Here is a 23,859-nt window from a genome sequence, read left to right as displayed (position 1 = left end):
GGGCGGGTAGGACAATTTCTCATGGCCTCCACCAAGCTGCGCACCGTGGCACTCACGCTTTTGGCCGTTGCCTGCGCGGCAGCGGGGCTGGCTGCCGCCCTGGTGTCCAGCGGCGTCTACAACGTGGCCGCCAATCGCCAGCACCTGAAGCCGGTCTACCAGTTGCTGGACATTGCCATGCGCCAGTCCGTGCGCTACCACGCGCGGGGCCTGGAGCCGCCGCGCGCGGCGGACGAAGCCATGCTGGCGCGCGGTGCGCAGTGCTATCGCCAGCACTGCGTGCAGTGCCACGGCGGCCCCGGCGTGGCGCAGGGGGCGGCGGGCCAGGGCATGCAGCCGCTGCCCGGGCCCCTGATCGACGCCACGCAGCGATGGAGCGCCGGCCAGCTGTACTGGCTCACGCGCAACGGGCTGAAGATGACGGGCATGCCTTCCTGGGAATTTCGCCTGTCGGAGGACGATCTCTGGGCGGTGGTCGCCTTCGTGCAGAAGATGCCGCAGCTGTCGCCGCCGCAGTTCGCCGCGATGGCGGGGCAGGACTGGGTGGTGGGCTCCGCAGGACACGCGGGCCGGGACGATGTCTTTCAGCCGTGCAGGCCGCCCGTGCAGGCGCTGCGGCCCGGTGATGCCGTGCGCGGGCAGCGGGCCCTGTACCAGTACGCCTGTGTGGGCTGCCACACGGTGGCGGGCCAGGCCCAGGCCAGCCCGCAGGTGGGGCCGCCGCTGGACGGCATGGCGCGCCGTACCCGCATTGCCGGCGTGTTGGACAACACGCCCGACAACATGGTGCGCTGGCTGGTGCAGACCGACGCCGTCAAGCCGGGAACCGCCATGCCCGCCATGGGGGTCGCCGAGCAGGATGCACGGGACATTGCTGCCTACCTGGCCAGCTTGCGCTAGCGCTGGCTCAACGCTCGGCCTTGATGGAGCCGCGGATGTTGGTGATGGCCAGGCAGGCCTGCAGCGTCACCAGTGCCCAGGCGCCGGAGGACCATCCCCACAGCGCCCACAGCACATTGCTGAGCATCAGGATCCAGAAGCCCACATTGCGCCGCCCGGCGGAACGCGAGCCCACCCACCATGCGCCGATGAGGGAGGCCGCAAAGGCAGGCCACTGGAGCCAATCGGGAATGTCTGGCATGGGTTCTACTGGATGGAGTGCAGTCAGGCCGCCTCAGTTGCCGGGCCGTGCCGGGTCGTCCTCGTCGATGGAGTGGCATTCCTTGCAGGCTCCGCTTTCGCGCGCGCGGGCGGCCAGGTTGACGTAGAAGGCCGCCACTTGCTGCAGCTGCTCCTCGTCCAGCCCCTCGATGCCGATCATGCGGTTGCTGGCAATCTTGTTGGCTGCCAGCAGCTCGTTGAGCTTCAGGTGCAGGGCCACGCTGTCCTTGTTCTGGCTTTGCTGGATGAGGAACACCATCAGAAAGGTCACGATGGTCGTGCCCGTGTTGATGACCAGCTGCCAGTTCTCCGAGAAGTGGAACATCGGCCCCGCCACGGCCCATACGGCCACGCAGATCAGGGCCACGCAAAAGGCCATGGGCGTGCCGGCCCAGCGCGTCACCCTGCTGGCGAAATGATCGAAGGCCGACAGCAGGCGCGAGTGGTCGGCATACGAGGCACTGCTGGTCTCGGGCATGGAGCCCAGGGCGTCTCCCGGTGTGCGGCGGCTTGGTGTGGAACTTGTGCTTTGCATGGGGGAAAACCGTCCGGAAAAAATCGATCAAGGCTGCTTGCGCACCATCTTCTTGCGCCGCTCGGCATCCAGTCCCGGCGTCTGCCGCATGTCGGTATCCACCTGGCCGGAAACAATGTCGTCATGGGCCTGTCGCATCACCGGGTCGGGCGCATCGCTGGTGGCGTCCAGGCTCTGGTCGCGCTCGTGCGGAAGGCGCAGGCCTTGTTCGGATGCGTCGGCTGCATCGGATTCACCGGGCGCATGCGGCGCCTTGCCCACCTGGCCGGGCAGCTTGGTCTGGCCATCGCCCGACGGCTTCGCCTGTGTGGGTGCAGAGGACTTGGATGCGGATGGGGTCTTGTCTTTCATGGCGTCTTCCTTTCGTTCGCGGGCCTGCGCAGGCGGCGCTTGGGCCATGGTCTCTTCGCCCGCGCGCAGCCGCCGTGGGACCACGCCGAAAGCACAGGAACGAAAAGATGCCTCGCGCCTGAACGCCGTTCTCAGGCACGTCGTTTGCCCTGTGGGAGACGCCCCACGCCGGCGGGCGCCCATGACCCGCTGCCTGGGCCTTGCGCGCTGCCTAGACTGGAAGTCCGGCCCTGCAGCGATGGGGCCCGGCACCCTAGACAAGGAGCGCGATATGAGCAGCGACAGACAGGAGCCCGGCAAGGGCAAGGTGGAGAACGATCACAACCGCCAGGGCGCGAAGCCGCCCACGCAAAGGAACGAAGGCCAGCGAACGCCCGAAAGCCGCCATGACCGCGAGGCCCATGTCGGCAGCGGCAACCAGGCCCAGACGCGCCAGAACAAGGGCGGCGGCCCAGGCGGTGACCGCGGCGCTGGATGAATTGCCGTTTCCTCGCGACAAGGGCACCCTCGGGTGCCCTTTTTTCATGGCGTGCGAGGGTGCATCACCGCCCGTTCTTGCGGTCGCTGGGGCCATTGCGGTCGGACAGGATTTCGGCGGGCGGCCTGAGGCTGCCGCTGTCCGCGCCCTCGGCCTGCCAGGTGCCGCCTTCGCGCTGCGTGTTGCCGCGCGGGTGGCCCATGTCGGTTTCATCGTCGAAGTTCAGCGGGCCGTCCTGCGGCATGTCGTCGAAACGGTGCGCCGAGGCCTCGGCGATGGAATCGGCCACATCCTTTTCCGCGCTCAGGTGCTCGTTGATGTCCTTGCCTTCGGGCAGGTCGGCGCTGGCGTCTTCGCTGCGTTCGATCCGGGGAGTGTCGCTGCCGGTGGCAGCCGTGTTGTTCGGGGTGCGCATGGTGATCTCCAAGGGGGTCCGGCCACCGTGGCCGGGTCATGGACCAAGCCTGCCTGCGCGGGCTTGCAGCGGGGGTGGGCACAGCACTTTCCTGGGGGTAGGAGCGTGCCGATGCGCTCGGATGCAGTCCGATGCGGGAGGGCCGGCAGGCACGCCGATTGCCCTGTGTTTGCCCTGTGCGGCAGTGCGAAAAATGGCCACAGGGGACTGGCGCGATGTCCGCAAGGGCAGGGCGCTGCGTTCCTACGGCACATGGCCGCAAGCGCGCACGCCGGACGGCCTCCGCGGCCATCAGCATAGGAATCACTTTCAACTGCCAAGGAGCACATTCCATGACGCAATCGAACCCCGCAAACCGTGACCCGCTGTCCGACGCACCCGGCGCGCACCCGGTGGGCACCGGCATAGGCGCAGCAGGCGGCGCCGTCACCGGCGCTGCATTCGGCGCAATGGGTGGCCCCATCGGCGCTGCCGTGGGCGGCGTGGCCGGTGCCGTGGTCGGCGGGCTGGCCGGCAAGGGTGCAGCCGAGGCCGTGAACCCCACGGTTGAAGATGCCTACTGGCGCGATGCCTACCAGAGCGAGCCCTATTACGTGGCTGGCCGCAGCTACGAGGAATACCGTCCCGCCTACGAGCTGGGCTGGAACGCTGCCGCCGCACGCCGCGATGCCGACTTCGATGCCTTCGACGCCGAGTGGGAGCGCGAATGGACCACCCGCCGTGGCGCCAGCCATCTGGACTGGGACCAGGCCCGGCCCGCAGCCCGCGCCGCCTGGGCGCGCGCAGGCAGCCGTGATGTCCGTGACGAGACGGGCACCATCGTCGCCCCCGCCTATACGGGCGATATCGACAACGACGATGTGGTGGACGTACTCAACGACCTGCTTGAATCCTGCCGCGATGGCGAGTACGGCTTCCGCACCTCCTCCGAGAACGCCGACTCGCCCGACCTCAAGGCCCTGTTCATGCGCCATTCCACCGAGTGCGGTGTTGCCGCGCGGGAGCTGGAAGCGGAAATCCGCAGGCTCGGCGGAGAGCCTGCATCGGGCGGCACGGTGGCCGGCGCGCTGCACCGGGGCTGGGTGTCCGTGAAGACGGCCCTGACCTCGCAGGACGACAAGGCGGTGCTGGAGGAATGCGAGCGCGGCGAGGACTCCGCCCTCGCCCAGTACCGCAAGGCGCTCAAGCAACCGCTGCCACCGGCCGTGCGCGTGGTGGTGGAGCGCCAGGCACAGGGTGCCCAGCGCAACCACGATGAAGTGCGCGACCTGCGCGACCGTTACCGCAGCGCAGCCTGACCGGGCATCCCGCGCACCGCGCGGGCCACGGAATCGTCAGCCGCCCACGCCATAGGGCGCAAAGCGGCTGGCGTTCTCATCCACATGCAGCGCCTTTCCCACATAGGGAAAGGCGCGCTGCGTGCACTGGTCGCGTTCGCAGACCTTGCAGCCCATGCCGATGGGCGTGGCCGATTCCGGGTCGCCCAGGTCCAGCCCCTTGGCATAGACCAGGCGCGCGGCATGGCGTATGTCGCAGCCCAGGCCGATGGAGAAGGTCTTGCGCGGCGAACCATAGCCGCGCTGCCCGTGCGAGACGGAGCGTGCAATCCACAGGTAGCGCCGCCCGTCGGGCATGCTGGCCAGCTGGCGCAGGACCTGGTCGGGCTGGCCGAAGGCCTCGTACACCGTCCACAGCGGGCAGGTGCCGCCCGTGCGGCTGAAGTGGAAATGCGTGGCCGACTGGCGCTTGGAGATATTGCCCGCGCGGTCCACGCGCACGAAGAAGAACGGCACGCCGGGCGCGCCCGGCCGCTGCAGCGTGCTCAGGCGGTGGCAGACGGTTTCAAAGCCCACGCCAAAGCGCTGGCCCAGCAGGTCGATGTCATAGCGCAGTTGCTCGGCCGCCTCCAGGAACAGGTCGTAGGGCAGCAGCAGCGCGCCCGCAAAGTAGTTGGCCAGGCCCACGCGGGCCAGCTTGCATGACGCCGGATCGCCCTGGAAGGCGGCGGTGGCGATCAGCCGGTCCAGCGTCTCGCCCATCTCCAGCAAGGCCAGCTGCGTGCCCAGCTGGAAGGCCTGTTGCGCAGGCTCCAGCGCCGAGGACAGCCACAGCGAGCGCGTGGCCGGGTCGAAGCGGCGCTGGCTTTGCCGGGAGTCTTCCGAGCGATGCACCTGCACGCCGTGGCGCTGCTGCAGCCGCCGGACCAGCCAGTCCGCCAGATGGCCCGGGTCCGCGCGCGCCTCGCCGGCCAGGGCCTGGGCCGCGCGGTCCACTTCATCGAAGTAGTTCTGGTGCGCAAAGAAGAAATCGCGCACGGCCTCGAACGGCATGGTGCGCGCCACCGGCATGTCCGAGCGGTCATCGCCCAGCCTGAGCGACATGCTCTCGATGCGCTCCAGGGCTTCCAGATGGCGGCGGTGCAGCGCCATCACCGCACGCCCCAGGGCGGGCATCTGCGCGGCGACTTCCTGCAGCTCGGGCAGGGCAATGGATTCGGGCGCCTCGGCAAGGGCCTCGCGCAGGCCGGCGACCAGGCGCGCCTCCTCGTCCTCCGAGAACTGCTGGATATCGACGCCCAGCGCACGGTTGAGCTTGAGCAGCACCGACACCGTCAGCGGCCGCTGGTTCTGCTCCAGCTGGTTCAGGTAGCTGGGCGACAGGCCCAGCGCGTGGGCCAGGGCGATCTGGGACAGGCCGTGCTCCGCGCGCAGTTTGCGCAGCTTGACGCCCATGAATGTCTTCTTCATGCCTGTTTCCTCGGGTGGCTGTTATTCGCAGAATTCGCAATATCGTGGGATTCGTTTCGCAAGAATTCGCCTTTTCAGCCCTATGGCTGAGCCGCTATTTTGCGTAGATTGCGAAGCATGACAACACCTGCTGGAACCGCCGAGTTGCGCGAACTGGTATTGCCCGCGCTGGCCAACCACCACGGCACGCTGTTCGCGGGCCAGGGCCTGCAGCTCATGGCCAAGGCCGCCTTTCTCGCAGCGCGCAGCCTGGCGCAGCGCGAGGTGGTGATGGCCGCCGTCACCGGCGTGGACTTCCTGGCGCCCGTGCCCGTGGGCCACGAGATCGTCCTGCGCGGCTGGGTCAGCCGGGTGGGGCGCAGCTCCATGACGGTCTGCGTCACCGCATCGGCCCAGGCTCCGGGCATTGCCTGCGAGGACGTGCTCAAGGGCCTGTTCGAGATGGTGGCTGTCGACCACAACGGCCTTCCTGCCGCCATTGCCCATTCCTATCTGAACCAGGAGACCCTTCCATGAGTACCACGATCATCGACGCGCCATCTGCGCCATCTGCGCCAACTGCACCATCTGCGTCCGCATTCAAGCCCAAGAAGTCCGTGGCCCTGTCGGGCGTGACCGCCGGCAACACGGCGCTGTGCACCGTGGGCCGCTCGGGCAACGACCTGCACTATCGCGGCTACGACATCCTGGACATTGCCGAGGTCTGCGAGTTCGAGGAAATCGCCCATCTGCTGGTGCACGGCAAGCTGCCCACGCGCCCCGAACTGCAGGCCTACAAGACCAAATTGCAGGCGCTGCGCGGCCTGCCGGCCAGCGTCAGGCAGGCGCTGGAGCAGCTGCCTGCCGGCGCCCACCCGATGGACGTGATGCGCACCGGCGTCTCGGCCCTGGGCTGCGTGCTGCCCGAAAAGGACGACCACAACCTGGCGGGTGCCCGCGACATTGCCGACCGGCTCATGGCCAGCCTGGGCTCCATGCTGCTGTACTGGTACCACTGGAGCAATTCGGGCCGGCGCATCGAGGTGGAGACCGATGACGACTCCATCGGCGGCCACTTCCTGCACCTGCTGCACGGCCACCGGCCGTCCGAAGGCTGGGTGCGCGCCATGCACACCTCGCTCAACCTCTATGCAGAGCATGAGTTCAACGCCTCCACCTTCACGGCGCGCGTGATCGCGGGCACGGGCAGCGATATGTATTCGTCCATCGCGGGCGCCATCGGTGCGCTGCGCGGCCCCAAGCATGGCGGCGCCAACGAGGTGGCCTTCGAGATCCAGAAGCGCTACGACACGCCCGACGAGGCCGAGGCCGACATCCGCCGCCGCGTCGATGCCAAGGAAGTGGTGATCGGCTTCGGCCACCCGGTCTACACCGTCAGCGACCCGCGCAACGTGGTCATCAAGGGCGTGGCCAAGCGCCTGTCCGACGAGGCCGGAACCACCCGCATGTACGACATTGCCGACCGGCTGGAATCGGTGATGTGGGAGGTCAAGAAGATGTTCCCCAACCTGGACTGGTTCAGTGCCGTCAGCTACCACATGATGGGTGTGCCCACGGCCATGTTCACGCCGCTGTTCGTGATCGCGCGCACCAGCGGCTGGGCAGCCCATGTGATCGAGCAGCGCCAGGACAACAAGATCATCCGCCCCAGCGCCAACTACACGGGGCCCGAGGACCAGAAGTTCGTGCCCCTCGATGCGCGCGCCTGAGCCGCCGCTGTCCTGAACCTGGCGGGCGGGCTGCAGGCCCGCCCGCATTGCATCCGCCCCATGAACCATACCCACAAGAAACCCCTGCCCGGCACCACGCTGCACTACATCGACGCCCGCGCCGCCGTCGATGCGCTCTCGCCCGGCGCCTGGGCACGCCTGCCCTACACCGCCCGCGTCCACGCCGAGAACCTCGTGCGCCGCGCCGATCCCGCGCAGCTGGACGGCTACCTGCTGCAGCTCATCGAGCGCCGGCGCGACATCGACTTTCCCTGGTACCCCGTGCGCGTGGTCTGCCACGACATCCTGGGCCAGACCGCCCTGGTGGACCTGGCCGGCCTGCGCGACGCCATTGCGGCCGAAGGCGGCGACCCCGCCCAGGTCAATCCCGTCGTGCCCGTGCAGCTCATCGTGGACCACTCTCTGGCCGTGGAGTGCGGCGGCTTCGATCCCGACGCCTTTGCGAAGAACCGCGCCATCGAGGACCGCCGCAACGAGGACCGCTTCCACTTCATCGAGTGGACAAAAAAAGCCTTCGCCAACGTGGATGTGATTCCCGCAGGGAACGGGATCATGCACCAGATCAATCTGGAGAAGATGTCCCCTGTGGTCACCGTGCAGGATGGCCTGGCCTTCCCGGACACCTGTGTCGGCACCGACTCGCACACGCCCCATGTCGATGCCCTGGGCGTGATCGCCGTGGGCGTGGGCGGGCTGGAGGCCGAGAACGTCATGCTGGGCCGCGCCTGCTGGATGCGCCTGCCCGAGATCGTGGGCGTGCGCCTCACGGGCCGGCGCCAGGCGGGCATCACCGCCACCGACATCGTGCTGGCCCTGACCGAATTCCTGCGCCAGCAAAAAGTCGTCGGAGCCTATGTGGAATTCTTTGGCGAGGGGGCCGACAGCCTGAGCATCGGCGACCGCGCCACCATCTCCAACATGTGCCCCGAATACGGTGCCACGGCGGCCATGTTCTCCATTGACGACCAGACGCTGGCCTACCTGCGCCTGACCGGCCGCGACGAGGCCCAGGTGCGCCTGGTCGAGGCCTATGCGCGCACCGCAGGTTTCTGGAGCGACAGCCTGGCCGATGCCCAGTACGAGCGCCTGCTGCAGTTCGACCTGTCCACCGTGGTGCGCAACATGGCCGGCCCCTCGAATCCGCACCGGCGCCTGCCCACCTCTGCCCTGGCCGAGCGCGGCATTGCCGATGCCGCAAAACTGCAGGCCGCCCGCGTCCAGGAGGCGCAAGGCCTGATGCCCGATGGGGCCGTCATCATCGCCGCCATCACCAGCTGCACCAACACCAGCAACCCGCGCAATGTCATTGCCGCCGCCTTGCTGGCGCGCAATGCCAATCGCCTGGGTCTCACGCGCAAGCCCTGGGTCAAATCCTCGCTGGCGCCGGGCTCCAAGGCCGTGGAGCTGTACCTGAAGGAGGCCGGGCTGCTCAGCGAGCTGGAGCAGCTGGGCTTTGGCATCGTCGCCTTTGCCTGCACCACCTGCAACGGCATGAGCGGCGCGCTGGACCCCGCCATCCAGCAGGAAATCATCGAGCGCGACCTCTACGCCACGGCCGTGCTCTCGGGCAACCGCAACTTCGACGGGCGCATCCATCCCCAGGCCAAACAGGCCTTCCTGGCCTCGCCGCCGCTGGTCGTGGCCTATGCGCTGGCGGGCACGGTGCGCTTTGACATCGAGCAGGATGTGCTGGGCGTGGTGGACGGGCGCGAGATCCGCCTCAAGGACCTGTGGCCCGCCGACGAGGAGATCGACGCCATCGTCGAGCAAGCAGTCAAACCTGCGCAATTCCGCGCCGTCTACGAACCCATGTTCGCCATCCGCAAGGACGACGGAAACAAGGCCTCGCCCCAGTACGACTGGCGCCCCCAGTCCACCTACATCCGCCGCCCGCCGTACTGGGACACCGAAGGCGTGGGCGCGCTGGCGGCCTTCCCGCGCACGCTGCGCAACATGCGGCCGCTGGCGCTGCTGCCCGACAACATCACCACCGACCACCTGTCGCCCTCCAACGCCATCCTGGCCGACAGCGCGGCGGGCGAGTACCTGGCGCGCATGGGCCTGCCCGAGGAGGACTTCAACTCCTACGCCACCCACCGCGGCGACCACCTCACCGCCATGCGCGCCACCTTCGCCAACCCGCAGCTGGTCAACGAAATGGCCGTCATCGACGGCGTGCAGCACAAGGGATCGCTGGCGCGCATCGAGCCCGAAGGCCGCGTGGTGCGCATGTGGGAGGCCATGGAAACCTACCTGAACCGCCGCCAGCCGCTGATCATCATCGCGGGCGCCGACTACGGCCAGGGCAGCTCACGCGACTGGGCGGCCAAGGGAGTGCGGCTGGCCGGAGTCGAGGCCGTGGTGGCCGAAGGCTTCGAGCGCATCCACCGCACCAACCTCATCGGCATGGGCGTGCTGCCGCTGCAGTTCCTGCCGGGCACCGGCCGCAGGACCCTGGGGCTGGACGGCACGGAGGTCTATGGCGTGGAAGGCGAGCGCACCCCGGGAACCCAACTCACTCTGGTGATTGAACGAAGAAGCAGCCAGACGCTGCGCGTGCCGGTGATCTGCCGGCTGGACACGGCCGAGGAGGTATCGGTCTACGAGGCGGGCGGCGTGCTGCAGCGCTTTGCCCAGGACTTCCTGGCGCAGGCTCAGGCAGCCTGAGCAGGGAGGGTGCCAGCGGCCAGCGGCTGGCGCGCCAGCTCGATGAAGGCCTGCAGATAGTCGGTCTGCAGGTCCGCCACGCGCGCGCCCAGGAAGATCTGCTTGGCAATGCCCTTGGCGCCCAGGCGCACGGGAACCACGTCCAGCTTGCCCGCGTACTCCTGCACCAGCCAGCGCGGCAGGGCCGCCACGCCCCGGCCGCTGGCCACCATCTGCATCATGATGTCCGTGGTCTCTATGGCCTTCTGGCGGCGCGGCGTGATGCCGGCCGGCATGAGGAACTGGTTGTAGATGTCCAGCCGGTCCATGGGCACGGGATAGGTGATCAGCACCTCGGGCGCGAGCTGGGCGGCTTCCACGAAATCGGCCCCTGCCAGCGCATGCGCGCTGGAGACCACCAGCACCTGCTCGTAGTCGAACACGGGCACGAACTCCAGGCCCGTCTTGAACAGCGGATCGGGCGTGACCAGCAGGTCGATCTCGTAGCCGAACAGTGCGCCGATGCCGCCGAACTGGAATTTCTGCTTCACATCCACATCCACATCGGGCCAGCTCGCCAGATAGGGCGCGACGATCTTGAGCAGCCACTGGTAGCAGGGATGGCACTCCATGCCGATGCGCAGCGCGCCGCGCTCGCCCTGGGAGAACTGGCGCAGCCGCTCCTCGGCCAGGTCCAGCTGAGGCAGCACGCGCTGGGCCACGGCCAGCAGGTACTGGCCGGCCTGCGTCAGGCGCAGGCTGCGGCCTTCGCGCAGCCAGATGTCCGTGCCCAGCTGCTGCTCCAACTTCTTCATGCTGTGGCTCAACGCCGACTGCGTCACGCACAGCACGCCGGCCGCCGCCGTCAGCGAGCCCTGTTTTTCGACTTCACGGACGATGGCAAGGTGGGTGCGTTCGAGCATTTTGGTGAGAAAAATTCATGGATTTTTGAACTAGAAAAATTTTAGTTCATTGATGCGAATCCATTCCATGGCTGCCTTCATCGATTGAAAGCAGTGCATGACCATCATTCATCACCTCGGTTTCCCCCATCGGCGCCCGGCGCGCTACGCAGCCGGTGCGCCGGGCTGCAGGGCGCCGTGCAGGAAGGACTGCTCCATCACGGCCGCCACGCTGGCCCGCGCAACACGGCCGCGCCGTTCCGCATCCAGCAGGCCCACGGCCATGGAAAGCCACAGCTCGGTCATGGCCGCGGCCGTGATGTCGATGCGGAACACGCCGGCCTGCTGGCCGCGCAGGAAAAAGGCATCCATGGCCGCCACCCATTCGCTCTCTATCTGGCCGACCACCGAGATGTCGGAGCGCCAGAAATACATCAGGAACAGCAGCAGCGTCTGGTGGTCCTGGCAGTGGGCGGTGAGGCGGCGCAGCGCCTCCAGCGGCGCGTGGCGCTCCAGCTCGGCCGCGTGCATGGCGCGCGACAGGGTGTCGGCCGCATGCCCTATGAGCCGGTCTATGAGCTGGTCGCGCGTGGGGCAGAAGCGGTAGAGCGTGGCCTTGCTGATGCCGATGGCGCGTGCCAGCTCCTGCAGATTGGCCTTGGGATCGTCCAGCAGCGCCAGTGCCAGTGCGCCCAGCAGCTTGCCTTCGTCCTCTTGCTTGGTGCTCGTCATCGCTTGTCATGCCTCCTTGGAAAGTGCATGGATTTTATCTGTTGATGTTTTGAAGCATCAAATGAATCGATATTGACTCATTTGATTCTGATATGTACCATCGCGGCCTTCGTATCGAACTCAATCAGGTTGTGAACATGAGCATGCGTCTGAACAAGCGACGTGGCCTGCCGCTGGCGGCCCTGGTGCTGGCCGCCTTGGCCGTCCTGGCAGCGGGCTGCGGCCGCAACGAGGCTCCGGCCGCAGCAGGTGACGCGCTGCCCGTGGTGCAGGCCGTCACCGTGCAGCCCGCGCCGCTGGCCCTGTCCAGCGAGCTGCCGGGCCGTATCGAGCCCGTGCGCGTGGCCGAGGTGCGTGCGCGGGTGGCCGGCATCGTGCTGCGCCGCCATTTCGAGGAAGGCGCCGACGTCCGGGCCGGCCAGGTGCTGTTCCAGATCGACCCGGCGCCCCTGCGCGCCGCCCTGTCCCGCGCCCAGGGCCAACTGGCCAGCGCCGAGGCGGCCCTGCTCGATGCGCGTGCCGTGGTCGGCCGCAACGCGCCGCTGGTGGCGCAGGAGGCGGTCAGCCGCCAGGACTTCGAGGCCATGCAGGCCCGCCTGCAGGCGGCCCAGGCCGCGCGGCAGTCCGCCCAGGCCGAGGTGCAGGCGGCCGCCCTGAACCTGGAATACGCCACGGTCAGGGCGCCGATCGCGGGCCGCATCGGCCGTGCGCTGGTCACCGAGGGCGCCCTGGTGGGCCAGGGCGAGGCCACGCCCATGGCGCTGGTCCAGCAGCTCGACCCGGTCTATGCCGACTTCCAGCAGCCCGTGGCCGAAGCCCAGCGCCTGCGCGCGGCCCTGGCCGAGGGCCGCCTGGCACAGACGGCGGGTAAGGACGGCACGCCGGTTTCCCTGAAGGTGGACGGCACGGGCCTGCAGCGCACGGGGCAACTGCTGTTCTCGGATGTGACGGTGGACCGTGGCACCGGCCAGATGGCGCTGCGCGGGCGCTTCGACAACCGTGACGGCATGCTGCTGCCCGGCATGTATGTGCGCGTGACCGTGGGCCAGGGCGTGGACCCTGCCGCCATCCTGGTGCCGCAGCGGGCCGTGCAGCGCAGCACCGACGGGCAGGCCCACGTGCTGGTGGTGGATGGCCAGGACACGCTGCAGATGCGCCCCGTGCAGACCGCGGCCATGCATGGCGCGCAGTGGCAGATCAGCGCAGGCCTCAAGGGCGGCGAGCGCGTGGTGGTGGGCCGCATGGCAGGCCTGCAGCCCGGGGCGCGGGTTCAGGTCACGGCCCTTTCCGATGCCGCGGCCTCCCCTACGGCGGGGCTGTCCGGCACCTTCAGCGCCTCCGGCAGCTCCGCCACGTCCAGCGACTGAGCCGGCGCGTGCCCAAGGAATAGACCATGTCCAAGTTCTTCATCAACCGCCCCAACTTCGCCTGGGTGGTGGCCATCTTCATCATGCTCGCCGGGCTGCTGGCCATACCGGCGCTGCCCGTCTCCCAGTTTCCCAACGTGGCGCCGCCACAGATCTCGATCACCGCCAACTACCCGGGCGCCTCCGCCACCACGGTGATGGAGTCGGTGACCAGCGTCATCGAGGAGGAGCTCAACGGCACCAAGGGGCTGCTGTACTTCGACTCCTCCAGCGGCTCCACGGGCCTGGCCGAGATCACGGCCACCTTCGCCCCGGGCACCGAGCCCGCGCTGGCCCAGGTGGAGGTGCAAAACCGCATCAAGAAGGCCGAGGCGCGCCTGCCCGCGTCCGTGATGCAGATGGGCCTGCAGGTCGAGCAGGCCAGCGCCAACTTCCTGATGATCTACTCGCTGACCTACAAGGACGGCAGCGGCGGCAGCGGCAACAGCGAGGTGGCCCTGTCCGACTACGCCGTGCGCAACATCAACAACGAGATCCGCCGCGTGCCCGGCGTGGGCAAGGTGCAGTTCTTCGCGGCCGATGTGGCCATGCGCGTCTGGGTCGATCCGGGCAAGCTGCTGGGCTACGGCCTGTCGGTGGCGGACGTGAACGCGGCCATCGCCGCCCAGAACGCGCAGGTGCCGGCCGGCAGCTTTGGCGCCTCGCCCGCAGGGCCCGGCCAGGAGCTGAGCGCCACCATTGCCGTCAAGGGCACGCTGGCCTCGCCCGAGGAGTTCGGACAGATCGTGCTGCGTGCCAGGGCCGATGGCTCGGCCGTGCGCCTGGCCGATGTGGCGCGGCTGGAGGTCGGCCAGCTGGACTACAGCTTTTCCTCGCGCGAGGACGGCCGCCAGGGCGTGGCCGCCGCCGTGCAGCTGGCGCCCGGCGCCAACGCCATGCAGACCGCCAAGGCCGTCAAGGCGCGCCTGGCCGAGCTGTCGCAGACTTTCCCCGCCGGCATCCAGTACGCCGTGCCCTATGACACCTCGCGCTTCGTGGAAGTGGCCATCGGCAAGGTCATCCAGACCCTGGTGGAGGCCGTGGCGCTGGTGTTCCTGGTGATGTGGCTGTTCCTGCAGAACCTGCGCTACACGCTGATTCCCACCATCGTCGTGCCCGTCTGCCTGGCCGGCACCCTGGGCGTGATGTATGCGCTGGGCTTTTCGGTGAACATGATGACCATGTTCGGCATGGTGCTGGCCATCGGCATCCTGGTGGACGACGCCATCGTGGTGGTGGAGAACGTGGAGCGCCTCATGGCCGAGGAGGGGCTGTCGCCGCTGGCCGCCACGGTCAAGGCCATGCAGCAGGTCTCGGGCGCCATCGTCGGCATCACCCTGGTGCTGGTGGCCGTGTTCCTGCCGCTGGCCTTCATGAGCGGCTCGGTGGGCGTGATCTACCGGCAGTTCTCGCTGTCGCTGGCCGTGTCCATCCTGTTCTCGGGCCTGCTGGCGCTGACCTTCACGCCGGCGCTGTGCGCCACGCTGCTCAAGCCCATTGCCAAGGGCCACCACGCCGAGCGCAAGGGCTTCTTCGGCTGGTTCAACCGCCGCTTCGCAGCCCTGACCGAGCGCTTTGACCTGCTCAACCAGCGGCTGGTGCGCCGCGCCGGGCGCTGCATGCTGGTGTATGCCGCCATCGTGGCCGGGCTGGGCGTGGCGTACACGCGCATGCCCGAATCCTTCGTGCCCTACGAGGACATGGGCTACTACATCGTCGGCGTGCAGCTGCCGCCGGGCGCCACCACGGAGCGCACCAAGGCCATGGTCAAGGACATGGAGGACTACATCCAGGGCCGCCCCGCCACGGCCCAGGCCGAGTTCCTGATGGGCTACAGCTTCTCGGGCATGGGGCAGAACGCGGCCCTGGCCTTCGTCACGCTCAAGGACTGGTCGGTGCGCGGCGCCGGGCAGGCGTCGTGGGACGAGGTGCAGGACTTCAACCAGCGCTTTGCCCGCCTGTCCGACGGCACCGTCATGGCCGTGGACCCGCCGCCCATCGACGGCCTGGGCAACTCCGGCGGCTTTGCGCTGCGCCTGCAGGACCGCGCCAACCTGGGCCGCGAGGCGCTGATCGCCGCGCGCGACCAGCTGCTGGCCAAGGCCAATGCCTCGCCCATCATTGCCTACGCCATGATGGAAAACCTGGAGGATGCGCCCCAGCTGCGGCTGGACATCGACCGGCGCAAGGCGCAGGCCCAGGGCGTGGATTTCAGCGCCATCAACACCGCCCTGTCCACGGCCTACGGCTCGGCCGTGATCAACGAGTTTCCCAACGCGGGCCGCCTGCAGCGCGTTGTGGTGCAGGCCGATGCGCAGGCCCGCGCGCGGCCCGAGGACATCCTGCGCCTGCACGTGCCCAACGCCAGCGGGCAGCAGGTGCCGCTGTCGGCCTTTGCCACGGTGCGCTGGGAAAGCGGGCCGGTGCAGATCTCGCGCTACAACGGCTATCCGGCCTTCCGCATCTCGGGCGACGCCAGGCCCGGCCACACCACGGGCGAGGCCATGGCCGAGCTGGAACGCATCATGGCCGAGATGCCGCGCGGCATCGGCTACGAGTGGACGGCCCTGTCCTTCCAGGAGAAAGCTGCCGGTGCCCAGGCGCCCAAGCTGTTCGCGCTGGCCATCGTGGTGGTGTTCCTGCTGCTGGTGGCCCTGTACGAGAGCTGGAGCATTCCCGCCGCCGTGATGCTGATCGTGCCCATAGGCGCGCTGGGATCGGTGCTTGCCACCTCGGCCGTGGGCCTGTCCAACGACGTGTACTTCAAGGTGGGCCTGATCACCATCATCGGCCTGGCGGCCAAGAACGCCATCCTGATCGTGGAGTTCGCCAGGGACCTGCATGCGCAGGGGCACAGCCTGGCGCAGGCCGCGCTGCAGGCGGCGCGGCTGCGCTTTCGGCCCATCGTCATGACCTCGCTGGCCTTCATCCTGGGCGTGGTGCCGCTGGCGCTGGCCTCGGGCGCGGGCGCCTCCAGCCAGGCCGCCATCGGCTTCGGCGTGATCGGCGGCATGCTGTCGGCCACGCTGCTGGGGGTGGTCTTCGTTCCCGTCTTCTTCGTCTGGGTGCTGTCCCTGTTCCGGCGCAAGGCGCCGGCCGGCACCCCGCCTGCCCTGCAGGCCCCGGCAACCTTCACGGAGTAAGCGCCATGTCCATGCACTTCTTCCCACGCGCCCTGTGCGCCCTGGCCGCCAGCCTGGTGCTGGCGGGCTGCTCCCTCGCCCCGGTCCACCAGCGTCCGCAGGCGCCCATTCCCACGCAGTGGCCGCAGCAGGATGCGGCGCCCGTGCTGTCCTCGTCGGCGGCCACGCTGGACTGGAACAGCTTCATCGCCGACCGCCAGCTGCGCCAGCTGGTGGACCTGGCCCAGGCCCACAACCGCGACCTGCGCCAGACCCTGCTCAACGTGGAGGCGGCACGCGCCCTGTACCAGGTGCAGCGCGCCGACCGCCTGCCGGGCGTGGGCCTGCAGGGCGGCGGCACGCGCCAGCGCCTGCCGGGCGACATGAATGCCACGGGCCAGCCGCAGGTGCAGGGCAGCTGGCAGGCCGGCCTGGGGCTGGCCGCCTTCGAGCTGGACCTGTTCGGCCGCGTGCGCAACCTGTCCGAAGCCGCCCTGGGCGAGTACCTGGCCACTGAAGAGGCCGCGCGCGCCGCCCGCATCAGCCTGGGTGCCGAAGTGGTGCAGGCCTACCTGTCCCGCGACGGGGCCCTGCGCCGCCTGCAACTGGCGCAGCACACGCTGCAAAGCCGTGAATCCTCGCTGCGCCTGACCGCGCAGCGGCGCCAGGCGGGCACGGCCACGGCTCTGGATCACCAGGACGCCCTGGGCCTGGCCGCCCAGGCCCGCGCCGACGTGGAGCGCAGCGAACGCGAGCTGCGCCAGGCCGGCAACGCCCTGCTGCTGCTGACGGGCGTGGAAGATCTGGGGCCGTACCTGTCCGCAGGGTCCGCACGGTCTGCACAGTCGGCAAAGTCGTCCGACGTACCCATGCTGCTGCAGGACCTGTCGGCCGGCACGCCTTCCGAACTGCTCATCCACCGCCCGGACATCCAGGCGGCCGAGCACCGGCTGCGCGCGCGCAGCGCGGACATTGGTGCGGCGCGCGCGGCCTTTTTCCCGCGCATCTCGCTCACCGGCTTCCTGGGATCGTCCAGCGCCGATCTGTCCGACCTGTTCCGCCCGGGCCAGCGCGCCTGGTCGTTCACTCCCCAGGTCGCGCTGCCCCTCTTCGACGGGGGGCGCAACCGCGCCAACCTCGACCTGGCCGTGCTGCGCAAGGACATGGCCGTGGCCGCCTACGAGCAGGCCATCCAGACCGCCTTCCGCGAAGTGGCCGACGCCCTGGCCGCCACCGACACGCTGCGCCGCGAGGAAGCCGCGCGCCTGGCGCTGCGCGACAGCAGCTGCGAAAGCCTGCGGCTGGCGCAGGCCCGTTACCAGGCGGGGGTGGACGACCATCTGCGCTACCTGGACGCACAGCGCAACGCCTTCGCCAATGAAAGCGCCTACATCGATACCGTGACCCAGCGGCAGCTGGCGCTGGCCCAGCTGTTCCGCGTGCTCGGCGGCAGCTGGACTGCGCCGCCGCCACCACCACCGCAGTTCCAGCCTGTGGCGGCCTTCCAGCAGCCCTGAGCACCGAGCAGCCCTGAGCCCCGGCTACGCCGCCTCCACCCGCGCGTTGTAGGCAGCCAGGGTCCGCTGCCAGGCGGGCCGGGCCAGGCATCTGTCGCGGTAGGCCACCACGGCGGGGCAGGGCGCGGTCAGCGTGCGGTCCGGGATGCAGGCGAGCACATGCGCCATCAGGATGTCGGCCACCGTGAATTCGTCGGTGGCAATGAAGCGGCGCCCGTCCAGCCAGCGCTCCAGGTTGCCCAGCATGCGATGCGCCCAGCCCACCAGGAATTTGCGGTGCTTGCCGCAGCTGCCATCGGCCGTCCAGTCCAGAACCATCAGGCTGAGCAGCGGGGGCTCCACCGTGTTCATGGCTGCAAAGCACCAGCGCAGCACCTGTGCTTCGCCGGTTGCATCGGAGGGCATCAGCCGGCCGCACTTCCTGGCCAGATGCAGCACGATGGCGGCCGACTCCGAAATCACCTGCCCGTCATCGTCCAGCGCAGGAATCTGCTCGAAGGGGCTGAGCCGGCGGTAGGCCTCGGTGTTCAGGTCGTGCGCGGGATGGTCCATGCCCGCGATCTCGAAGGGCAGCTGCATCTCTTCGAGTGCCCACAGTACGCGCAGATCGCGCGTGCGGCCGCGCGCGCCGGCATTGACCCTGGAAAAACCATAGAGCTTGAGCATGGTGGCGTTCTCCGCAGTGGTGATCCTGCCGGCCATGCTACTCGCGGCTGCCGAGGTGTGGGCATCACCTGGCGTCCCGTTCACGGCAGCGCGTTCACAGCGCCCCGAACACCTCGGGCAGGGCGGCATCGCGCGGCATGCCGCCATAGCTCTTGGTGCCGCCCTGGCTGTCGATCACCACGATGCCCGGCGTGCCACGGAAGCCCAGGGACATCATCAGCTTGCGGTGGGCCTCCAGCGTCTTGCGCACGTCGGGGCTGACGCTGAAGGCGGGGGCTATGCCGCCCTGGGCGGACTTTTTCTCGTGCTCCATCAGTGCGGCCGCGCGGTCCGGGGCCTGCAGGATGGCGGCGGCCTTGGCCGGGCTGTCGTCCCGGATCACGCCCACCAGGATGTGGCGCAGCTGCACCTTGCCTGCGTCCACCCAGGGACGCGCGGCGTCCCAGAACTTGTGGCAGTACTTGCAGTTGGGGTCGGTGAAGGTGTAGATCACGCGCGGCGCATCGGCCTTGCCATCGGGCACCCAGGTGGAGGCCTCCAGCTGCGCCTGCACGGTGTCGCCCGCCGGCTTGGCGGCCTGAGCCTTGGCCTGGGGGGCCTGGGCCGTGGCAGGGCCTTCTGCGGCCGTGGCCCATCCCGCCGCCAGAAAGAGGCTGGCAGCCATGCCTGCAAAAAGGACGGTGCGTTGAAGATGCATGGGAACTCCTTGAAACGGTTGAATGAATGAGGGTGCGGCGCTGCGCGACAAGGGTGCAGCGCCTGGTGCTGTGGCAACAGCTGCGGACGGTGTGAGTCGGAGTGCATGCGCCGCGTTCCATCGTTATAGGAAATCGCTTGCGCCATCTGGCCCCATCTGGCCCTTCACAGGGATACGCGCTCATCCTGAACGCGCAAGACCGGCTTCAGCAACACGGCATCCAGGCCACTGTCTTCAAACCAGCAGCCGTCCTGCGCCACCACTTCATGCGGCCCGCGCAGTTGAGGCCCCCGTGCATGCAGGCGTACCCGGGCGGTATGGCCGGTGGCCCAGGGCATGTCCTGGCCGAAGGGAACGATCAGCAGGGCTCGCGGGGACAGGTGCCCGGCTTGCAGGCTGCCTGGCGCCAGCCCCTGAAGGGATTGGCGCGCCTGGACCTCCACCCCAACCACCCATGCCCAAAGAATGCTGGGCGCGCTCCTGGCCCAGACATGCAACTGCAGCAGCGCGCTGCCGCCGTTCTCAAGCGCGTGGGCACAGACCTGCACGCTGGCCGGCGCAGCGCTCCAGCCCGGCAGCCATTGCTGCAGGACATGCGCCATCTGGCGGGCATCCGGCTGCGCGGGCAGGCCGGGCGGCAGTTGCATGGACCGCCATGGCCGCTGCGCCAGAACGGCGGCGCACCGCTGCGCACACCACCAGGCGCCATGGGGATCGGCCTGTGCACAGGCATCTGACACCATGGGCAGCCGCGCCCAGCGCACCCTGCCTGTGGAGCCGCGTGCCTGGTAGTACCAGAACGAGTGGAAGCGCAGGCCGGGGATGAAACGGTGGAACAGGGTTTTGCTGGCTGCGTTTTTCATGGGAAAAATTTAGCATAGCTATCAAAAAATGAAAAGCATTGCTAATTCCTTCGATTATTAGCATCGCTACATGAAAGTTTGGACCACCGACGAAGAGGCAGCGAACCTCAAGCGCCTGCTCTCTACCGTGAAAAGCAAGGCCGAGTTCGCAGAGAAGGCAGGCATTCCTGGCGGCTCCTCCATGGTCTCCCAGCACCAAAGCGGCAACCGGCCCATCAGCCTGGAGGCGGGCATTGCGTATGCCAAGGGCTTGAAGGTTTCGCTTTTCGAAATCAGTCCCAGGCTGGTGAAGATGGTTTCCGATTTGCCGGCCCTGCTTCCAGAGGGGGACACGCCCGGCACCAATCTGCCGGAGTTTCCCAAAGGATTGCGGCAATATCCCGTTCTCTCGCATGCCCAGGCTGCAGCCCTGGCAGATGACGGCGCATTCCCCGAGTCTGCTGAAACCCTGGACATCGAATTCGGCAAGGACAACGCATCGCCCGGTGCGTTTTTTCTTGCGCTGGAGGGCGATGCCATGTCGCCTGAATTGCGCGAGGGCGACCGCGTGCTGATCGATCCGCAGGCCAGCCCCCGGCCCGGCGACCATGTGCTGGCCAGGAATGGCAAGCGGCAGGTGCTGCTCAGAAAGTACCGCGTGCGCGGTGTGGGAGAGGACGGCATCGAGGTCTTTGATCTGGTGCCGCTCAACGAAGACCATGCCGTGCTGCGCAGCGACAGGAACCGGCTGGTTCTGCTGGGCACGGTGGTCGAACACCGGCGCCGGCTGCGGGGAAGCTGACGACCGAGCTGTTTCGATAGACCGCCGCGCGGCCCCGGCGCCCCGCCTCCGTGCTCAAGGCGCAGCGGCAATCTCGGTCTGGCCATCGGGCCCGGCCACCAGAGTGACGGGCAGGATCTGGGCCAGCATGCGTGCGAACTCGGCGGGGCGGCTGGTCTGGTAGCTGCCGCCAATGCGCAGGGCCGCCACGGCCGGGTCGTGCACCACCAGGCCGGTCGGCCCGTAGCGCTCCAGCTCGGCCAGGGCGTCGGCCAGGGGCGTGTTCTCGAAGCGGATCAGTCCCTTGCGCCACAGCGCAATGCTGCCGGGCGCCACAGCCGACACCGGACCGAGCACGCCTGCAGGCGACACGCTCAGGGCCTGGCCAGCGACCAGGGCGGCGGGCGCGGCGCCAGCGGCTGCAGTGCCTTGCGCACTGGCCACGCGCACATGGCCTTCCTGCACGGCCACCTGGGCGCTGCCCGCCTCCATGCCCGTGGCGCGATAGCGCACGGAAAACCGCGTGCCGCCCACGGTGACGCGCGCCGGGCCGGCCAGCACATGAAAGGGCCTGTCGCTGTCGGGCGCCACGGCAAACAGGATCTGCCCTTGCGTGATGCGCACCTCGCGCCGGTCGCGGTACAGAGTTACCTGCGCCTGGGTATCGGCATCCAGGGACAGTGCGGTGCCATCCGGCAAGGTGATGGTCCTGGCCTGGCCGCGTGGGGTCAGGTGGCTGCTGGTGAAGGTGGGCTGCTGCTGCCACTGGTGCCAGCCCACGCCCACGGCCAGGGCCACCGTGCAGCACAGGGCCGCCAGGGCAGGGCGCGGCAGCAGGCGGGACCAGCTCCAGCCTTGGCGCTCTTCGGAGGACGGGCGCTGCGGGGCCGGTTCCGGGTGTGCGTGAGGCGCCGACTGCGAGCGCCGGCGTGCCTGCTCCGCGCGCAGGCGCGCCACCTGTTCGGGGGGAGTGGACCGCGCTGCCGCCAGGCTCTGGCCCAGGTGGCGCAAGGCGGCCTCGTGCGCCGTGCTGGCTGCCAGCCATTCAGTGAATTCGGCTTCTTCCTCGGCGGTCAGGCCTTGCTCCATGCGCGTGTGCCAGTCGGCCGCAGCGAGGTCGATGGGGTTTTGCCCGCGGAAGAACTCTTCCAGTTCGCGCACCTGCGCAGCCTTGTCCAGGGGAGCGGTGCAGGAGCGGTAGCGGCGCATGCGTGCGGATTCCCGGCCTCAGAAGCTGGTCCAGTCCTGCGATTCGGCAGACGGTTTGGCCGCAGCGAGGCGTACAGGTCGTGCAGGGCGCGCACCGGCTGAGGGTTGTGCCGGCGCAGGCCTGGCCGGGGCCAGCGCAGATGCCGTGGCCGCGCGGGTGGGCACGGACGCCGGCAGCGGCGCCTGCAAACGCGGCTGCTGTGCCGCGCCGTCCTGGTCGCCCAGGCGGAAGATGGCCACGGCCTGCACCAGGCGCTGGGCCTGGGACTTGAGGCTGGAGGCCGCCGCCGCGCTTTCCTCCACCAGGGCGGCGTTTTGCTGCGTGACCTGGTCCATCTGGCTCATGGCCTGCCCGACCTGGGCCACACCGGCGCTTTGCTCGTCGCTGGCATTGCTGATCTCGCCCATGAGGTCGGTCACGCGCTGTATGGATTGCAGCACCTCGGCCATGGTGGCGCCGGCCTGGTCGGCCAGCTCCGCGCCCTGGCTGACGCGCGTGGCGCTGTCAGTGATGAGCTGCTTGATCTCGCGGGCAGCCTGCGCGCTGCGCTGGGCCAGGGTGCGTACCTCGGCGGCCACCACGGCGAAGCCCTTGCCCTGCTCGCCGGCACGCGCGGCCTCGACGGCGGCGTTCAGGGCCAGGATGTTGGTCTGGAAGGCGATGGAGTCGATCACGCCCACGATGTCGCCGATCTGGCGCGAGCTGGCATGGATGTCCTGCATGGCGCCCACTACTTCCTGCACCACGGTGCCGCCCTTGGCCGCGATCTGGCTGGCGCCGCGCGCGAGCTGGTTGACCTGGCGTGCGTTGTCCGCGTTCTGCTGCACGGTGGAAGACAACTCGTCCATGGAGGCTGCGGTTTCCTGCAGCGCGCTGGCCTGCTGCTCGGTGCGGCGGCTCAGGTCGGCATTGCCCTTGGCGATCTGCTCGCTGGCCACGGCCACGCTGTCGGCGTTGTTGCGCACATCGCTGACCACGCTGGCCAGGCTCTGGTGCATGGCGTTGAGCGAGGCCTGCACGCTGCCGGCGGGCGCTTCGCTGCGCACCAGTGCGGGGTCGAGGTTGCCATCGGCAATCTGGCGGGCGACTTCACCGAGCTGGGCAGGCTCGGCCCCCAGCGCGCGTGTCAGGCCGCGTGCGATCAGCCGGCCCATGAGCAGGGCCAGCACGAAGGCGACCGCGCTCACGCCGATCTGCATGTTGCGTTGCTGCACATAGGACTGCGTGGCCTGCTCCACCATGACCTGGGCGTGCTGGCGCGTGAGCTGGCTGTACTCGTCGGTGGCCGCGATCAGCTGGGCCAGCAGCGGCCGGCACTCGCTGTTCATCTTGGCAATGGCCTCGTCCCTTTGCTGGCGCAGCGCCAGCGAAACGATGTCCAGCGCCACCGGGCCGTATCGCTGCTCTATCTGGTCGATGCGGGCGACCAGGGCGCGAGCCTCCTCGCCCACCCCGGGCGCGGCCACCAGGGCCTTGAGCTGGTCCAGGTGGGACTTGACCGCGGCATGGGCGGCGTACACGGCCGTTTTTTCCATGTCCAGATCGGCTGGCGTGTTCACCAGCACCAGGTTGCGCGCCGCGATGGCGCGGCTGTCCACAGCCGCGCGCACCTGTTCGGCCAGATGGGCGCGGGCGTTCACGCCGTCGACGAACTGCGTCAGGTTGCGGTCGGAACCGTCCAGCGCATGAAGGGCAGATACGGAAACCAGTGCGACCAGTAAAGCCAGGGCGGTAAAGGCGGCGTAGAGCTTGGTCTTGACGGTCCAGGTGCGGAGATTCATGGCGCTTTCCAGGTAGGTGGTGCAAGTATCAGTTTCTATCAAAAATAAATGATCAATTTGATAAAACCCTAAGGGTGAATTGTTAAATTTCAACTTGAATTGACAAATTTAGGCTAGATGGGTGTTAGGCGTTACCAGCC

Annotated in this window: 22 protein-coding genes; 10 read left to right on the top strand and 12 right to left on the bottom strand. The window is 68.5% G+C overall.

Features of this window, described 5'->3' with window-relative positions:
* The first annotated feature begins 21 nt into the window (after positions 1–21).
* Positions 22–900 carry a c-type cytochrome gene (locus A4F85_RS28060; protein ID WP_063328483.1) on the top strand — a complete coding sequence of 293 codons (879 nt, stop codon included), beginning with the start codon at positions 22–24 and terminating at the stop codon, positions 898–900.
* A gap of 7 nt (positions 901–907) precedes the next feature.
* Here the strand turns inward: A4F85_RS28060 and A4F85_RS28055 are convergent, their stop codons facing one another.
* The 3 genes from A4F85_RS28055 to A4F85_RS28045 are packed head-to-tail and all read right to left on the bottom strand — an operon-like array spanning position 908 to position 2,047.
* The gene (locus tag A4F85_RS28055; protein ID WP_013800488.1) at positions 908–1,141 is read right to left on the bottom strand and encodes a hypothetical protein; all 234 of its coding nucleotides are present in this window, start codon (positions 1,139–1,141) and stop codon (positions 908–910) included.
* Positions 1,142–1,174: 33 nt separating this feature from the next.
* A complete protein-coding gene (locus A4F85_RS28050) occupies positions 1,175–1,696 on the bottom strand; it encodes a low affinity iron permease family protein (protein ID WP_043821626.1) in 522 nt (173 codons plus the stop codon).
* 27 nt (positions 1,697–1,723) lie between these two features.
* Positions 1,724–2,047, bottom strand: a complete 324-nt coding sequence (locus A4F85_RS28045; protein WP_013800490.1) for a hypothetical protein — start codon at positions 2,045–2,047, stop codon at positions 1,724–1,726.
* 271 nt (positions 2,048–2,318) lie between these two features.
* Between A4F85_RS28045 and A4F85_RS28040 the strand changes: the two genes are divergently transcribed.
* A complete protein-coding gene (locus A4F85_RS28040; RefSeq protein ID WP_013800491.1) occupies positions 2,319–2,525 on the top strand; it encodes a hypothetical protein in 207 nt (68 codons plus the stop codon).
* Between the two features lie 64 nt (positions 2,526–2,589).
* Here A4F85_RS28040 and A4F85_RS28035 read toward each other — a convergent pair whose 3' ends face one another.
* A complete protein-coding gene (locus tag A4F85_RS28035; protein ID WP_063328622.1) occupies positions 2,590–2,940 on the bottom strand; it encodes a hypothetical protein in 351 nt (116 codons plus the stop codon).
* Positions 2,941–3,272: 332 nt separating this feature from the next.
* Between A4F85_RS28035 and A4F85_RS28030 the strand changes: the two genes are divergently transcribed.
* The gene (locus A4F85_RS28030) at positions 3,273–4,238 is read left to right on the top strand and encodes a ferritin-like domain-containing protein (RefSeq protein WP_012207662.1); all 966 of its coding nucleotides are present in this window, start codon (positions 3,273–3,275) and stop codon (positions 4,236–4,238) included.
* A gap of 36 nt (positions 4,239–4,274) precedes the next feature.
* Here A4F85_RS28030 and A4F85_RS28025 read toward each other — a convergent pair whose 3' ends face one another.
* Positions 4,275–5,687 (bottom strand): short-chain fatty acyl-CoA regulator family protein, encoded by a 1,413-nt coding sequence (locus A4F85_RS28025; protein ID WP_047218765.1) that lies wholly within the window; start codon positions 5,685–5,687, stop codon positions 4,275–4,277.
* Positions 5,688–5,804: 117 nt separating this feature from the next.
* On the opposite strand from A4F85_RS28025, the gene A4F85_RS28020 reads away from it, so the two are divergent.
* The 3 genes from A4F85_RS28020 to acnD are packed head-to-tail and all read left to right on the top strand — an operon-like array spanning position 5,805 to position 10,084.
* Positions 5,805–6,203, top strand: a complete 399-nt coding sequence (locus A4F85_RS28020) for an acyl-CoA thioesterase (RefSeq protein WP_043821632.1) — start codon at positions 5,805–5,807, stop codon at positions 6,201–6,203.
* Positions 6,200–7,396: a bifunctional 2-methylcitrate synthase/citrate synthase gene (gene prpC, locus A4F85_RS28015; protein WP_063328482.1), complete on the top strand. Its 1,197-nt coding sequence runs from the start codon at positions 6,200–6,202 to the stop codon at positions 7,394–7,396. The genes A4F85_RS28020 and prpC overlap by 4 nt, the downstream gene beginning before the upstream one ends.
* 60 nt (positions 7,397–7,456) lie before the next feature.
* Complete coding sequence (gene acnD, locus A4F85_RS28010) at positions 7,457–10,084, top strand: Fe/S-dependent 2-methylisocitrate dehydratase AcnD (RefSeq protein WP_063328481.1); 2,628 nt, start codon at positions 7,457–7,459, stop codon at positions 10,082–10,084.
* On the opposite strand, the gene A4F85_RS28005 is transcribed toward acnD, so the two are convergent.
* Both A4F85_RS28005 and A4F85_RS28000 read right to left on the bottom strand, forming a co-directional pair.
* Positions 10,072–10,986, bottom strand: coding sequence for a LysR family transcriptional regulator (locus A4F85_RS28005; protein WP_063328480.1), 915 nt, complete (start codon positions 10,984–10,986; stop codon positions 10,072–10,074). The two genes, acnD and A4F85_RS28005, sit on opposite strands and share 13 nt — an antisense overlap.
* 144 nt (positions 10,987–11,130) lie before the next feature.
* The gene (locus A4F85_RS28000; protein WP_034397250.1) at positions 11,131–11,697 is read right to left on the bottom strand and encodes a TetR/AcrR family transcriptional regulator; all 567 of its coding nucleotides are present in this window, start codon (positions 11,695–11,697) and stop codon (positions 11,131–11,133) included.
* A gap of 137 nt (positions 11,698–11,834) precedes the next feature.
* Here A4F85_RS28000 and A4F85_RS27995 point away from each other — a divergent pair, with 137 nt between their 5' ends.
* Genes A4F85_RS27995 through A4F85_RS27985 form a run of 3 tightly spaced genes read left to right on the top strand, consistent with a single transcriptional unit; the run spans position 11,835 to position 17,742 of the window.
* The gene (locus tag A4F85_RS27995; protein ID WP_063328479.1) at positions 11,835–13,064 is read left to right on the top strand and encodes an efflux RND transporter periplasmic adaptor subunit; all 1,230 of its coding nucleotides are present in this window, start codon (positions 11,835–11,837) and stop codon (positions 13,062–13,064) included.
* 26 nt (positions 13,065–13,090) lie between these two features.
* On the top strand, positions 13,091–16,246 hold the full coding sequence (locus A4F85_RS27990) for a multidrug efflux RND transporter permease subunit (protein WP_063328478.1): 3,156 nt from the start codon (positions 13,091–13,093) through the stop codon (positions 16,244–16,246).
* A gap of 5 nt (positions 16,247–16,251) precedes the next feature.
* Positions 16,252–17,742 (top strand): efflux transporter outer membrane subunit, encoded by a 1,491-nt coding sequence (locus A4F85_RS27985; protein WP_063328477.1) that lies wholly within the window; start codon positions 16,252–16,254, stop codon positions 17,740–17,742.
* Positions 17,743–17,766: 24 nt separating this feature from the next.
* Here the strand turns inward: A4F85_RS27985 and A4F85_RS27980 are convergent, their stop codons facing one another.
* From A4F85_RS27980 to A4F85_RS27970, 3 genes are all read right to left on the bottom strand, one after another.
* Positions 17,767–18,444 (bottom strand): glutathione S-transferase family protein, encoded by a 678-nt coding sequence (locus A4F85_RS27980; RefSeq protein ID WP_231890638.1) that lies wholly within the window; start codon positions 18,442–18,444, stop codon positions 17,767–17,769.
* A gap of 58 nt (positions 18,445–18,502) precedes the next feature.
* Entirely contained in the window at positions 18,503–19,105 is a 603-nt protein-coding gene (gene dsbG, locus A4F85_RS27975) for a thiol:disulfide interchange protein DsbG (RefSeq protein ID WP_063328476.1), read from the bottom strand.
* A 164-nt stretch (positions 19,106–19,269) separates the two neighbouring features.
* Positions 19,270–19,968 carry a hypothetical protein gene (locus A4F85_RS27970; protein ID WP_063328475.1) on the bottom strand — a complete coding sequence of 233 codons (699 nt, stop codon included), beginning with the start codon at positions 19,966–19,968 and terminating at the stop codon, positions 19,270–19,272.
* A 70-nt stretch (positions 19,969–20,038) separates the two neighbouring features.
* Here A4F85_RS27970 and A4F85_RS27965 point away from each other — a divergent pair, with 70 nt between their 5' ends.
* Positions 20,039–20,749, top strand: a complete 711-nt coding sequence (locus A4F85_RS27965; protein WP_063328474.1) for a LexA family protein — start codon at positions 20,039–20,041, stop codon at positions 20,747–20,749.
* A 54-nt stretch (positions 20,750–20,803) separates the two neighbouring features.
* Here A4F85_RS27965 and A4F85_RS27960 read toward each other — a convergent pair whose 3' ends face one another.
* Positions 20,804–21,937 (bottom strand): FecR family protein, encoded by a 1,134-nt coding sequence (locus tag A4F85_RS27960; protein ID WP_063328473.1) that lies wholly within the window; start codon positions 21,935–21,937, stop codon positions 20,804–20,806.
* Between the two features lie 18 nt (positions 21,938–21,955).
* Positions 21,956–23,719, bottom strand: a complete 1,764-nt coding sequence (locus tag A4F85_RS27955; RefSeq protein WP_063328472.1) for a methyl-accepting chemotaxis protein — start codon at positions 23,717–23,719, stop codon at positions 21,956–21,958.
* Positions 23,720–23,859: the final 140 nt, after the last annotated feature.

The sequence above is a fragment of the Delftia sp. GW456-R20 genome (genome assembly GCF_001622915.1).
GTDB lineage: Bacteria > Pseudomonadota > Gammaproteobacteria > Burkholderiales > Burkholderiaceae_C > Comamonas > Comamonas acidovorans.
The sequence above is the reverse complement of the archived record's forward strand: the minus strand, read 5'-3'. Positions and strand labels throughout refer to the sequence as shown.

Bases quoted from the DNA above. Each gene is read 5' to 3' on its own strand.
- A4F85_RS28060 (WP_063328483.1), top strand. From the start codon at position 22: ATGGCCTCCACCAAGCTGCGCACCGTGGCACTCACGCTTTTGGCCGTT.
- A4F85_RS28055 (WP_013800488.1), bottom strand. From the start codon at position 1,141: ATGCCAGACATTCCCGATTGGCTCCAGTGGCCTGCCTTTGCGGCCTCC.
- A4F85_RS28050 (WP_043821626.1), bottom strand. From the start codon at position 1,696: ATGCAAAGCACAAGTTCCACACCAAGCCGCCGCACACCGGGAGACGCC.
- A4F85_RS28045 (WP_013800490.1), bottom strand. From the start codon at position 2,047: ATGAAAGACAAGACCCCATCCGCATCCAAGTCCTCTGCACCCACACAG.
- A4F85_RS28040 (WP_013800491.1), top strand. From the start codon at position 2,319: ATGAGCAGCGACAGACAGGAGCCCGGCAAGGGCAAGGTGGAGAACGAT.
- A4F85_RS28035 (WP_063328622.1), bottom strand. From the start codon at position 2,940: ATGCGCACCCCGAACAACACGGCTGCCACCGGCAGCGACACTCCCCGG.
- A4F85_RS28030 (WP_012207662.1), top strand. From the start codon at position 3,273: ATGACGCAATCGAACCCCGCAAACCGTGACCCGCTGTCCGACGCACCC.
- A4F85_RS28025 (WP_047218765.1), bottom strand. From the start codon at position 5,687: ATGAAGAAGACATTCATGGGCGTCAAGCTGCGCAAACTGCGCGCGGAG.
- A4F85_RS28020 (WP_043821632.1), top strand. From the start codon at position 5,805: ATGACAACACCTGCTGGAACCGCCGAGTTGCGCGAACTGGTATTGCCC.
- prpC (WP_063328482.1), top strand. From the start codon at position 6,200: ATGAGTACCACGATCATCGACGCGCCATCTGCGCCATCTGCGCCAACT.
- acnD (WP_063328481.1), top strand. From the start codon at position 7,457: ATGAACCATACCCACAAGAAACCCCTGCCCGGCACCACGCTGCACTAC.
- A4F85_RS28005 (WP_063328480.1), bottom strand. From the start codon at position 10,986: ATGCTCGAACGCACCCACCTTGCCATCGTCCGTGAAGTCGAAAAACAG.
- A4F85_RS28000 (WP_034397250.1), bottom strand. From the start codon at position 11,697: ATGACGAGCACCAAGCAAGAGGACGAAGGCAAGCTGCTGGGCGCACTG.
- A4F85_RS27995 (WP_063328479.1), top strand. From the start codon at position 11,835: ATGAGCATGCGTCTGAACAAGCGACGTGGCCTGCCGCTGGCGGCCCTG.
- A4F85_RS27990 (WP_063328478.1), top strand. From the start codon at position 13,091: ATGTCCAAGTTCTTCATCAACCGCCCCAACTTCGCCTGGGTGGTGGCC.
- A4F85_RS27985 (WP_063328477.1), top strand. From the start codon at position 16,252: ATGTCCATGCACTTCTTCCCACGCGCCCTGTGCGCCCTGGCCGCCAGC.
- A4F85_RS27980 (WP_231890638.1), bottom strand. From the start codon at position 18,444: ATGGCCGGCAGGATCACCACTGCGGAGAACGCCACCATGCTCAAGCTC.
- dsbG (WP_063328476.1), bottom strand. From the start codon at position 19,105: ATGCATCTTCAACGCACCGTCCTTTTTGCAGGCATGGCTGCCAGCCTC.
- A4F85_RS27970 (WP_063328475.1), bottom strand. From the start codon at position 19,968: ATGAAAAACGCAGCCAGCAAAACCCTGTTCCACCGTTTCATCCCCGGC.
- A4F85_RS27965 (WP_063328474.1), top strand. From the start codon at position 20,039: ATGAAAGTTTGGACCACCGACGAAGAGGCAGCGAACCTCAAGCGCCTG.
- A4F85_RS27960 (WP_063328473.1), bottom strand. From the start codon at position 21,937: ATGCGCCGCTACCGCTCCTGCACCGCTCCCCTGGACAAGGCTGCGCAG.
- A4F85_RS27955 (WP_063328472.1), bottom strand. From the start codon at position 23,719: ATGAATCTCCGCACCTGGACCGTCAAGACCAAGCTCTACGCCGCCTTT.